The 11,673-nt window shown below is 59.5% G+C and carries 9 protein-coding genes; 6 read left to right on the top strand and 3 right to left on the bottom strand.

The window, feature by feature from the left end; translation table 11 throughout:
- Positions 1–9: 9 nt before the first annotated feature.
- The 3 genes from ACR0IV_RS01355 to ACR0IV_RS01345 all read right to left on the bottom strand — a co-directional run bounded on the left by ACR0IV_RS01355 (position 10) and on the right by ACR0IV_RS01345 (position 3,544).
- A complete protein-coding gene (locus ACR0IV_RS01355) occupies positions 10–789 on the bottom strand; it encodes a gamma-glutamyl-gamma-aminobutyrate hydrolase family protein (RefSeq protein ID WP_480470344.1) in 780 nt (259 codons plus the stop codon).
- Positions 790–921: 132 nt separating this feature from the next.
- Complete coding sequence (locus ACR0IV_RS01350; RefSeq protein ID WP_480658269.1) at positions 922–1,347, bottom strand: GlcG/HbpS family heme-binding protein; 426 nt, start codon at positions 1,345–1,347, stop codon at positions 922–924.
- Between the two features lie 61 nt (positions 1,348–1,408).
- Complete coding sequence (locus tag ACR0IV_RS01345; RefSeq protein WP_480658270.1) at positions 1,409–3,544, bottom strand: malate synthase G; 2,136 nt, start codon at positions 3,542–3,544, stop codon at positions 1,409–1,411.
- Between the two features lie 206 nt (positions 3,545–3,750).
- On the opposite strand from ACR0IV_RS01345, the gene pepN reads away from it, so the two are divergent.
- From pepN to ACR0IV_RS01315, 6 genes are all read left to right on the top strand, one after another.
- Positions 3,751–6,303 (top strand): aminopeptidase N, encoded by a 2,553-nt coding sequence (gene pepN, locus ACR0IV_RS01340; protein ID WP_480658271.1) that lies wholly within the window; start codon positions 3,751–3,753, stop codon positions 6,301–6,303.
- Complete coding sequence (locus ACR0IV_RS01335) at positions 6,300–6,728, top strand: hypothetical protein (RefSeq protein WP_480658272.1); 429 nt, start codon at positions 6,300–6,302, stop codon at positions 6,726–6,728. The genes pepN and ACR0IV_RS01335 overlap by 4 nt, the downstream gene beginning before the upstream one ends.
- Before the next feature lie 160 nt (positions 6,729–6,888).
- The gene (locus ACR0IV_RS01330) at positions 6,889–8,115 is read left to right on the top strand and encodes a hypothetical protein (RefSeq protein ID WP_480658274.1); all 1,227 of its coding nucleotides are present in this window, start codon (positions 6,889–6,891) and stop codon (positions 8,113–8,115) included.
- 77 nt (positions 8,116–8,192) lie between these two features.
- A complete protein-coding gene (gene gatB, locus ACR0IV_RS01325; RefSeq protein ID WP_480470350.1) occupies positions 8,193–9,704 on the top strand; it encodes an Asp-tRNA(Asn)/Glu-tRNA(Gln) amidotransferase subunit GatB in 1,512 nt (503 codons plus the stop codon).
- Positions 9,705–9,857: 153 nt separating this feature from the next.
- A complete protein-coding gene (gene pepT / locus ACR0IV_RS01320; RefSeq protein ID WP_480658275.1) occupies positions 9,858–11,096 on the top strand; it encodes a peptidase T in 1,239 nt (412 codons plus the stop codon).
- Between the two features lie 111 nt (positions 11,097–11,207).
- The gene (locus ACR0IV_RS01315; RefSeq protein ID WP_480470352.1) at positions 11,208–11,639 is read left to right on the top strand and encodes a DUF4177 domain-containing protein; all 432 of its coding nucleotides are present in this window, start codon (positions 11,208–11,210) and stop codon (positions 11,637–11,639) included.
- The last annotated feature ends 34 nt before the right edge of the window (positions 11,640–11,673 follow it).

Here is an 11,673-nt window from a genome sequence, read left to right as displayed (position 1 = left end):
CAGCGTCCGTCAGGCAGAGCGCTGCAATCGCGTGGCGTCTTTGCCTGCGGCCCAACCGTGAACGGCGCGGCCGAATTCTTCGAACAAGGGGCGCGAAACCGGATCATTGGCCGCGTCCCATTCGGGATGCCATTGGACCGACAGGGTAAATCCGGGCGCATCCTTCACATAGATTGCTTCGGGCGTGCCATCGGGGGCGTGGCCGTCGATCACCACATTCTCGCCCAGCGTTTTGATCCCCTGCCCGTGCAGCGTATTGGTCATCACCTCAGCGGCCCCCAGCAACTGGTGGAACACGCCCCCTTCGGTCAGCGTCACCACATGGCGCAGTGCAAACTTCTCTTCCAGAGTGCCATCTGGCGGCATCCGGTGGTTCAAACGCCCCGGCAGATCGCGGATTTCAGGATACAGAGTACCGCCCATGGCAACGTTCACCTCCTGAAACCCTCGACAGATACCGAAAAACGGCTGGCCGCGCTCAGCACAGGCTCGTACCAGAGGAAGCGTGATCGCATCGCGCGCGCGATCAAACTCGCCATGCGCCTCGGTTGCGGGCTCGCCATATTCCTCGGGGTGAACGTTCGGACGGCCGCCTGTGAGCAGAAAGCCGTCGCAAACCTCAAGCAGTTCCTCGACCGAGACATAACGCGGGTCTGCAGGGATGAGCAGCGGAAGGCAGTCCGACACGTTGGACACGGCGTCCGAGTTCATCGTACCGCCTGCATGCGTCGGATACTGATCGTTCATCAGATAAGAGTTGCCGATTATTCCGACGACAGGGCGCGCCATGCGTTTTCCTTTGTTTCAGTGGTATTCGGAAAAACCTATCGGCAGGTTTGGCCCCGCGCAACGGCACAGGACCTGCATGTCAGCGCAAGCGCGTGTTCAACGACGCACAATCGGGGCATACCCGGCCTCAGATCAAATCTCGCCAGTTAAACCCGCTGCCTCGATGCCGGCCAGCGCCGCCTGCGCATCGTTGTCCGAGGTGTCGCCCGTCACCCCGACCGCGCCGATCACCACGCCCTTTCGGTCGCGCAGCAGGACGCCACCGGGTACGGGGATGACTTGCCCGCCATAGACGCCATTCACCGCAGCCATGAAATAGGCCTGCCCCTCGGCGCGTGCCATCTGCGCAGTGCCCGCCATGCCCAACATCACCGCGCCGTAAGCCTTACCATGAGCGATGGCAAAACGGCCGGGTGCTGCGCTGTCTTCACGCTCGAACGCAATAACATGACCGCCCGCGTCCAGAATCACGACCGAGAGAGGCTTCAACTCCATCTCGCGCCCTTTTTCCAGGGTGCGTCGAATGATTGTCCGGGCTTTGCGCAACGTTACCAGCATGAGGGTGTCCTTTGTTGTGAATTTGCGGCAGAGCCGGACGGCTCTGCCGCTGCAAGATGTCTTAGCCGTGGCTGGCCTTCAGTTCCAGCCGACGCGCATGCAATACCGGTTCCGTATAGCCCGAAGGCTGCACCCGTCCGCGGAATACCAGATCGCAGGCCGCCTGAAAGGCGATCCCATCAAAACCGGGTGCCATCGGTTGGTAAGCCGGGTCGCCTTCGTTCTGTCGATCGACCACTGCGGCCATTTTCTGCATCGCCGCCATCACCTGTTCCTGACTGATCAGATCGTGATGCAGCCAGTTGGCCAGCGCCTGAGACGAAATACGGCAGGTCGCACGATCCTCCATCAGGCCGATATCGTTGATATCCGGCACTTTCGAACAACCAACGCCCTGATCGACCCAGCGCACCACATAGCCGAGAATGCCCTGCGCGTTGTTTTCAATCTCACGGGTGATCTCATTGGCGCTGAGGTTACGCCCGCCCAGCAACGGCGCGGTCAGCAGATCATCCAGCGTACCCCGGGCACCGCCAGCGGCCAACTCGTCCTGACGCGCCAGTACATCGATCTTGTGGTAATGCGTCGCGTGCAGGGTTGCGGCGGTGGGCGACGGCACCCAAGCACAGGTCGCGCCCGCCTGAGGGTGGCCGATCTTGGCCGCCAGCATATCCTCCATCCGATCGGGCATCGCCCACATGCCTTTACCGATCTGCGCCTTACCCTTCAGGCCACAAGCCAATCCGATATCAACGTTCCGATCCTCGTAAGACGCAATCCACGGCGTATCCTTGATGTCGCCCTTGGGCAGCATAGGGCCAGCCTCCATCGAGGTATGGATCTCGTCCCCGGTGCGATCCAGGAACCCAGTGTTGATAAAGGCCACACGCGATTTCGCCGCGCGGATACATTCCTTGAGGTTGGCCGAGGTGCGACGTTCCTCATCCATGATGCCCAATTTCACGGTGTTGCGTGGCAGGCCCAATATGTCCTCGACCATGTCGAAAATCTCGACCGAGAACGCGACCTCTTCGGGGCCGTGCATCTTGGGTTTGACGACATAGACCGACCCTTCGACCGAGTTTCCGCCCTCGCGCTGCAGGTCATGCATGGCGATCAGAGTGGTGCAGAGCGCATCCATCAGCCCCTCACCAATCTCACGACCTTCAGCGTCCAGAACGGCTGGGTTCGTCATAAGGTGACCCACATTGCGCACAAGCATGAGCGAACGCCCTTTGAGCGTAGCCGAAGCGCCATCCGGCGCCGTGAAAGCCAAATCCTTTGCAAGCTTGCGGGTAAATGTTGTGCCACCCTTTGCGACTTCTTCGGTCAGATCACCGGTCATCAGACCCAGCCAGTTTCCATAGGCCAACACTTTGTCGGAGGCGTCGACACAGGCAACGGAGTCCTCACAATCCATGATGGTGGAGAGCGCGGATTCCAGACGTACATCTGCAATGCCCGCAGGATCGGTTGCACCGATTGCGCTATGTGCATCAACCCTGATCTGGATGTGCAACCCGTTGTTGCGAAGCAGCACGAATTCCGGCTTGTCAGCCGCGCCACCGTAGCCTGCGAACTGAGACGCATCGGCCAGGGTCGGCATCAATGCCCCGTCCTGAACGCTCAACCCGGACACATCCGCCCAGGACCCGAAAGCCAGCGGCACGGCCTGATCCAGAAACGCCTTGGACCACGCGACGACCCGGGCACCGCGTTCAGCGTCATAGGCTTTACCCGTCGGCAAATCGCCCAGCGCATCCGTTCCGTAAAGCGCATCATAAAGACTGCCCCAACGGGCATTCGCCGCATTCAGCGCAAAGCGTGCATTGGTGATCGGCACGACCAGCTGTGGACCCGGGGTCAGGGCGATTTCAGGGTCGACATTGGCGGTCTCGATCTCGAAGTCGCCGCCCTCATCGACCAGATAGCCAATCTCACGCAGAAAAGATTGATACTCGACAGCATCGATAGGCAAACCTCGCCGCGCCGCGTGCCAGCCATCAATCCGGCCCTGAATATCGGCGCGTTTCTCAAGCAGTGTGCGGTTCTTCGGCCCCAATTCATTGACCAAACGCGCAAGCCCCGACCAGAATTGCTCAGCCGATACCTGTGTTCCGGGTAGCGCCCTCTGTTCGATGAAGTCCACGAAAACCGGGTCGAGTTGCAGCCCGTTTCGGGTCTCTCTACTGCTCATGATCCGAATCCCCTCAGATTGTGTGCCGTTGTATGCGCTCTTCAATTAGGGCGTTCGTTTCCGATAGGCAACTTTTGCATCGCCATTACCGGCTTTGGGTCCCGCCATAGGCTGGTTCAAGCCAGCAAAGAAAGCGGCCTGTCGGTTGCAGCCGCGCGGTGAAGACCATAACGTCGCGCCAGAATTCTAGCCGATGAGGTCTCCAGATGCGCGACGCCGCCCCCACCACGATCTACCTAAAAGACTACACGCCGTTCGGTTATGTGGTGGAGAGCGTGCATCTTACCTTCGATCTCGCCCAACATGCGACGCGCGTTACCTCTCGCATCGCATTCAGCCCGATTCCGGATGCCAAAGACCGGACCTTTTTCCTGCACGGGGAAGACCTGAAACTGATCCGCGCCGCGATTGATGGTGTCGAGATCTCGCCTGATGTGACCTCCGAAGGTCTGACCGCGACGGTTCCGGATACACCTTTCGTATGGGAAGCCGAGATCGAGATCGATCCCGGCAACAACACCGCGCTCGAAGGGCTATATATGTCCAATGGCATGTATTGCACCCAGTGTGAGGCCGAAGGCTTTCGAAAAATCACCTACTACCCCGATCGCCCCGATGTGATGTCCACTTTTACCGTGCGCATCAACGGAGACCTTCCCGTGCTGCTGTCGAACGGCAACCCTACGGGCACAGGCGAGGGTTGGGCCGAATGGGTCGATCCATGGCCCAAACCCGCCTATCTGTTTGCTCTGGTCGCCGGGGAACTGATCGCCCATCCAGGTCAGTTCACCACTAAGTCGGGTCGCGACGTCGAATTGAACCTCTGGGTCCGCCCCGGCGATGAAGGCAAATGTGCGTTCGGCATGGAGGCCCTGAAAAAGTCGATGAAATGGGACGAAGACGTCTATGGCCGCGAATACGATCTGGACGTGTTCAACATCGTCGCCGTGGACGATTTCAACATGGGCGCGATGGAGAATAAGGGGTTGAACATTTTCAACTCCTCCGCCGTTCTGGCCAGCCCCGAAACTTCGACCGATATGAATTTCGAACGGATCGAGGCGATCATCGCGCATGAGTATTTCCACAACTGGACCGGCAACCGGATCACCTGCCGCGACTGGTTTCAGCTGTGCCTGAAAGAAGGGCTGACCGTGTTTCGTGACGCACAGTTCACGTCCGACATGCGCTCGGCCCCCGTTAAGCGCATCCATGACGCCATCGACCTGCGCGCGCGGCAATTCCCTGAAGATAACGGGCCGCTGTCGCACCCGGTCCGGCCGGAAAGTTTCCAGGAAATCAACAACTTCTACACTTCGACCGTCTATGAGAAAGGCGCCGAGGTGATCGGGATGCTGAAACGTCTGGTCGGAGATGAGGCCTATGCACAGGCGCTGGACCTCTATTTCGAGCGCCATGATGGTCAGGCCTGCACCATTGAGGACTGGCTGAAAGTGTTCGAAGACACCACAGGCCGTGATCTGAGCCAATTCAAACGCTGGTACAGCCAATCGGGCACGCCACGCGTCTCGGTTGCTGAGGACTGGATCGAGGGCACCTATACCCTAACGCTCAGCCAGCGGACCGAGCCGACGCCGGGTCAGGCAGACAAGCAGCCTCAGGTCATACCCGTTGCCGTGGGCCTGCTGGGCCCGAACGGAGATGAAGTGCACGCGACCGAGTTGCTGGAGCTGACCGAAGCCGAGCAAAGCTTTACCTTCACTGGTCTCGCCGCCAAACCCGTGCCTTCGATCCTGCGCGATTTTTCGGCCCCTGTGATCCTCGAACATGATCATTCGAATGCCGAGCGTGCGTTCCTGCTGGCCCATGACACCGATCCGTTCAACCGCTGGCAGGCAGGCCGATCGCTGGCCGAAGACACTCTGCTGCGCATGATCACCGATGAGGCAACACCGAATGCCGACTATCTCGACGGCCTACTAGCGGTGTTACGCGATGAAGCACTGGACCCGGCCTATCGGGCGTTGATGCTGGGCCTGCCAACGCAATCGGAATTGGCCGCAGCGTTGCACGACAGGGGCATCACCCCTGATCCGACGGCGATCTGGAGCGCGGTTGAGACCTTGCGCCAGGCCACCGCCCAACACGTTCAGGACCTTTTACCCCGGCTGCACGGTGAAACACTGGTAGATGAGCCCTACCAACCAGACGCCGAGCAATCCGGAAAGCGTGCGCTGGGTGGTGCGGCGCTGGCACTGACTTCACGGCTGGATGGAGGCGTCAAGGCGACAGAGGAATACGCGCGCGCCGACAACATGACCCTTCAGCTGACCGCGCTGTCCTGCCTGCTGCGTGCCAGTAAAGGTGAAGCCGAGCTGGCGGCCTTTTATGAACAGTGGCAGCATGACCGGCTGGTCATGGATAAATGGTTCGCCCTGCAGGTCTCAATGACCGGACCAGACAAAACCGTCGAGACAGCTCGCAGATTGACCAAGCATGCTGATTTCAATTGGAAAAACCCCAACCGCTTCCGCGCGTTGATGGGATCGCTGGCCGGCAGCCATGCGGGCTTCCACCAGCCGGACGGAGCGGGATATGAACTGCTCGCGGACTGGCTGATCCGGCTTGATCCGGTGAACCCGCAGACCACCGCCCGGATGTGCAGCGCCTTCCAGACCTGGAAACGCTACGACGCCGACCGTCAGGCCCTGATGCGTGCGCAGCTGAGCCGCATTTCTGAGACGCCGGACCTGTCGCGGGACACGACCGAAATGGTCTCACGCATCCTCGGCGCATGACCGCATTTACGTTCACTCGCCAGAACCGCAACCAACGCACGGTTCTGATCCTGATCGGTATCTATGCCGTACTGATTGGCCTGATGATCTTGCTGGACGCGGTCTGGTGGCTGGTGGCGTTGCTGGCCCTGACCACCCTGCCCGCGCTGTGGGATGTCATCAAAGATACCAGCGCAGGAATGGAGATGACCGGTGATACCCTGCGCTGGCACACAGGCCAGAGGCAGGGTGAACTCCTGCTATCCGAGGTCGACCATTTCCGGTTCGACACCCGTTGGGATTTCTCGGTGCGCGTGTCAGCAATGCTGAAATCCGACAAGCGTCTGCGCCTGCCGGATGAATCACTGCCCCCGCACAAACAGTTCGAAGACGTCCTGCAACGGGTTGGTTTTAAAGTTGAACGTCATCATTTTAGAGTATTTTGAAACGATACCACCGCCTCGACCGGGATTGATTACTGAATCTCCATATCACCGCTTTGTTTCCTTGATTTGCGCTTAATTTTTAGCAAAACTGAGAGTGTTAAATGTTTGTTCCAGTTCGAGTTTCGCCATGTTTTGGTCTGTCAGGGCAGTTTTCGCCCGTATGTTAGGTACTTCTACCCCTACCCCAACGCCTCTGCCTGCGTCAGTCGCCGATGCCACCGCGTGGCTTGTCGCCTCGGGGCAACTGAATATTCCCGTCGCAGAACCGAATGCCAATGATGTGATCGCGCATCAGGTGATCGAGCGTGGCCGCTATCTTGCACGACAGGATATGTGGGCCGAGTTGTCGCAAGAGATGCGCGAAGCGGATGCCGAGCGCAAAGCCACACCCTGCGGACAGCCGATCACGGATCTGCTGGCATTTGGTGCGCGCTCGGATGTGGTGTTGGCAGCCGAGCACGCCTTGTCTGACGGCAAAGCACTGTCGGATTATGATCTGTTGGGCGGGATCTCTGAGCTGGAAGGTGAAATTCAGAACCACCCCGATGATCCAATGATTCCACTGGTCGTGGCGTTGGCTCATATCGATCTGGCCTGGGCATGGCGCGGGACGGCGCACCCCGAGGCCCTGCCGGCGCTGCACCAATCGCGCTGCGCGGCACATTTCGACCGCGCCGCCGCCCTGCTGCCGCAATGCCGCGAGGCTCTGCCCGACAGCCCGGCAATCGCTGCTGCGGACTGCGCCCTGCTGGCCGGACACATTGACCCCCGCACCCGTGTGGCTGAAAAGTATGAAGCGCTGATCACACTGGACCCGCAGAACCACCGCCATATGCGCGCGATGGGTAATCATCTGCTGCCACGCTGGTTCGGCAGCTATGCGCAGCTTGAGGTTCAGGCCCTGCGCAATGCCGCGCGCACTCAGAAAATTTGGGGCGCAGGCGGCTATACCTGGGCTCAGTTCGATGCAATCGCGCTGGATGACGAGGCCTGCGCGCGTGTCGATGTCGAGTATTTCCTCGAAGGCCTGCGCGATATTGTTGCGCGCCGTCCGGATCAGGAGACGATCAACTTGCTGGCCGCTTATTGCTCGATCACGTTGCAGAAAGGCATGGGCCAGAACCCGCAGGCCGATATCGCCCGCAAACAGATCTGCGAGGCCGCGAACTGGCTGATCCGCGATCACCTGACCGAGCTGCACCCGCTGATCTGGGCTCATGCGGCGAACGGGTTCAATAACAGCCTGTGTGTTAACTCGGCTGAGCGGTTTGCCGCCCGTGGCCGCCGCGACGCGCTGAAAGCCATCGCCAATCTGCTGCGGGACGAGCTGCGCAACGGGCAGAGCGTCACCTTCACACCAACGGGTCTGCAATTCTCAGAGAGCTAAAGCGCCTTTGCCCCTTGCTCCTTTGGCGCGCCGGGCCTAATACGCAGGCTTAGACTTCTGCGGATATGAGGCGCGCCATGCTCGACCTGACATACGAAATGCCCAAACCCAAAACCATTGCCGGGGCCAAGCACGATTGGGAACTGGTGATCGGGATGGAGGTGCATGCGCAGGTCTCGTCAAATGCCAAGCTGTTCTCGGGTGCGTCGACCCAATTCGGGGCCGAGCCGAACGCGAACGTGGCCTTCGTGGATGCGGCGATGCCGGGGATGCTGCCGGTGATCAACGAATATTGCGTCGAGCAGGCCGTGCGCACCGGGCTGGGCCTGAAGGCGGATATCAACCTGAAATCGGCCTTTGACCGCAAGAATTATTTCTACCCTGACCTGCCGCAAGGTTACCAGATTTCCCAGCTTTATCAGCCCATTGTGGGTGAAGGGGAAGTTCTGGTCGAGATGGGTGACGGCACCGCGCGCATGGTCCGTATCGAACGCATCCACATGGAGCAGGACGCGGGCAAATCGATCCACGACATGGACCCGCATATGTCCTTTGTCGATCTAAACCGGACCGGTGTCTGCCTGATGGAGATCGTTTCACGTCCCGATATACGTGGTCCGGAAGAGGCTGCGGCCTACATCGCTAAGCTGCGCCAGATCATGCGTTACCTGGGCACCTGCGACGGTAACATGCAGAACGGCAACTTGCGGGCGGACGTGAATGTCTCGATCTGTTTGCCGGGTGCCTATGAGAAGTATCAGGAAACACAGGACTTTTCGCATCTGGGCACGCGCTGCGAGATCAAAAACATGAACTCGATGCGCTTTATCCAGCAAGCGATTGAGGTCGAAGCCCGTCGTCAGATCGCCATCGTCGAAGGCGGCGGCACGGTTGATCAGGAAACCCGTCTGTATGACCCGGACAAGGGTGAGACACGCTCGATGCGGTCTAAAGAAGAGGCGCATGACTATCGCTACTTCCCTGACCCCGATCTGCTGCCGCTGGAGATCGAGCAGGCATGGGTCGATGATATCGCCGCCAAGCTGCCGGAACTACCTGACGACAAAAAGGCACGCTTTATCAGTGAGTTCGGGCTGACTGACTATGACGCCTCAGTGCTGACCGCGGAGGTGGAATCGGCTGCGTATTTCGAAGAAGTCGCCAAGGGTCGCAGCGGCAAGCTGGCCGCGAACTGGGTGATCAATGAGCTGTTTGGCCGCCTGAAAAAAGAAGACCACGACATCACCGAGTCTCCGGTGTCTCCCGCTCAGTTGGCGGGTATCATTGATCTGATTTCGTCGGATGCAATCTCCGGCAAGATCGCCAAGGACCTGTTCGAGATTGTCTATACCGAAGGCGGTGACCCGGCGCAGATCGTCGAAGAGCGCGGCATGAAACAGGTGACCGATACCGGTGCCATCGAGGCTGCTTTGGATGAGATCATCGCCGCCAATCCGGCGCAGGTTGAGAAGGCCAAGGTGAACCCGAAACTGGCGGGTTGGTTCGTCGGTCAGGTGATGAAAGCCACCGGCGGCAAGGCCAATCCGAAGGCCGTTAACGAATTGGTCAGCAAGAAGCTGGGTTCGTAAATCTTCCGAGTTGTACAAACCCCAGACAGGGGTTTGTTCGACTTGTACATAACAAAAACTTAATTTCAGGCACCTGAAAAGGGGCGAGCCATCGGCTTGACTCCTCGCCCGAATGCGCATTCTCATCTCGCCAAGTCAGAGAGGTGAGCAGTCATGAAAAATCGTTTCGATCAGGAACTGGAAACCCGGTTGGTGCGCTATGCCGCCATCGACAGTCAGAGCGATGAGACCTCGCCCTCGACCCCTAGCACCGAAATCCAGTTCGACATGCTGAACCTGCTGCAGCAGGAGCTGACCGAAATCGGTGCGCAAGACGTGCAGATGACTGGCGACAGCGTGGTCATGGCGACGATTCCCGGCACGGCTGAGGGGCCGACCATCGGGTTTCTGGCGCATGTGGACACGGCACCGCAGTTCAACGCGACCGGCGTCAAGCCGCGGGTGATCAAGGGGTATAATGGCGGTGAAATCACCTTCCCCGATGATCCCGATCTGGTGTTGTCGCCGGAAGAGCACCCCTATCTGGCCGAGAAGATCGGGCATGATCTTATCACCGCGTCGGGCACCACCGTGCTGGGTGCGGATGACAAGGCGGGTGTCTCGATCCTGATGACGCTGGCGCGGCATCTGCTGGAGAACAAGGATGTGCCCCACGGTCCGATTCGCATCGCCTTTACCCCGGATGAAGAGATCGGGCGCGGTGTTACCGAACAACTGCCGAAGGATATGAACGCCGATTTCGCCTATACGCTGGACGGTCAGGAACTGGGGGAGATCGAATACGAAAGCTTCTCGGCCGACCGCGCGGTGATCAAGATCACCGGCGTGTCGATCCATCCGGGTCTGGCCAAAGACAAGATGGTGAATGCGGCGCATCTGGCGGCGAAGATCGTGCAGACGCTGCCGCAGGCGACGATGACGCCCGAAGTCACTGACGGACGTCAGGGCTTCATCCATGTCACCGACATGAATGGCGGCTCGTCCGAGATGGAGATCAAGCTGATCCTGCGCGATTTCGAAATGGACGCGCTGGAGGCGCAGGGCGATCTGGTCCGTCAAGTCTGCGCCGCCGTGCAGGCGACCGAGCCGCGCGCGACCATCACTTGCGACATCTCTCACCAGTATCGCAACATGCGTTATTGGCTGGAAAAGGACATGACCCCGGTCGATCTGGCGCGCGAGGCCTGTCGGGAACAGGGGATCGAGCCCGTCTCGGTTCCAATCCGGGGTGGCACCGATGGCTCTCGGTTAACCGAATTCGGGACGCCCTGCCCCAATATCTTCACCGGAATGCAATGCATTCACGGCCCGCTGGAGTGGATCTCGGTTCAGGATATGGCGGTCGCGACCGAACTGTGCCTATCGCTGGTCGGCAAGGCAGCGCGGGGCTAAAGCCACAGTGCGGGCCGAAATTCGCCCACAAATTTCATCTGGGCGTGATCTTGGCTTTCACCCGTCTGTCAAAATGTTAACTTGCCCCGACACGGCAATCAGGACCAGTTGATGCAGCGCTACGAATACAAAGTTGTCCCCGCTCCGCAAAAGGGCACCAAGGCGAAAGGCGTGAAGACGCCCGAAGGCCGGTTTGCCACCTCGATCGAGCAATTGCTGAACCAGTTGGGACAGGATGGCTGGGAGTATCAGCGCGCCGAGTTGCTGCCTAGCGAAGAACGCTCGGGGCTGACCGGATCGACCACCAACTGGCGCAATGTGCTGGTGTTTCGTCGGGCGGTTGCCGTTGAAAACGCGGCGCAGCCTGAGCCTGAGGACAGCACCGTCACGCCGCGTGCGGTTCCCGGCCCTGATGAGGTTCTGACCACGCCACCTGCCGCCCCGGCCCCAATCCCGGAAGAGCCGCAGGACCCGCCGCTGACGCTGAAAGCGTCGGAAGAGATCGAGCCCGTCGCGGAGGACGAGGTTAAAGACAAGGCCTGACGCGGGGCAATCCTTCGAAACCAGGATTTGATAT

This window comes from Ruegeria sp. C2, from assembly GCF_056537765.1.
This window is presented reverse-complemented; position numbering and strand designations above follow the sequence as displayed.

What these genes read in the sequence shown, in the direction of transcription:
- ACR0IV_RS01355 (WP_480470344.1), bottom strand. Translation starts at nt 789, where the DNA reads ATGGCGCGCCCTGTCGTCGGAATAATCGGCAACTCTTATCTGATGAAC.
- ACR0IV_RS01350 (WP_480658269.1), bottom strand. Translation starts at nt 1,347, where the DNA reads ATGCTGGTAACGTTGCGCAAAGCCCGGACAATCATTCGACGCACCCTG.
- pepT (WP_480658275.1), top strand. Translation starts at nt 9,858, where the DNA reads ATGAAAAATCGTTTCGATCAGGAACTGGAAACCCGGTTGGTGCGCTAT.
- gatB (WP_480470350.1), top strand. Translation starts at nt 8,193, where the DNA reads ATGCTCGACCTGACATACGAAATGCCCAAACCCAAAACCATTGCCGGG.
- ACR0IV_RS01315 (WP_480470352.1), top strand. Translation starts at nt 11,208, where the DNA reads ATGCAGCGCTACGAATACAAAGTTGTCCCCGCTCCGCAAAAGGGCACC.
- ACR0IV_RS01330 (WP_480658274.1), top strand. Translation starts at nt 6,889, where the DNA reads ATGTTAGGTACTTCTACCCCTACCCCAACGCCTCTGCCTGCGTCAGTC.
- ACR0IV_RS01345 (WP_480658270.1), bottom strand. Translation starts at nt 3,544, where the DNA reads ATGAGCAGTAGAGAGACCCGAAACGGGCTGCAACTCGACCCGGTTTTC.
- pepN (WP_480658271.1), top strand. Translation starts at nt 3,751, where the DNA reads ATGCGCGACGCCGCCCCCACCACGATCTACCTAAAAGACTACACGCCG.
- ACR0IV_RS01335 (WP_480658272.1), top strand. Translation starts at nt 6,300, where the DNA reads ATGACCGCATTTACGTTCACTCGCCAGAACCGCAACCAACGCACGGTT.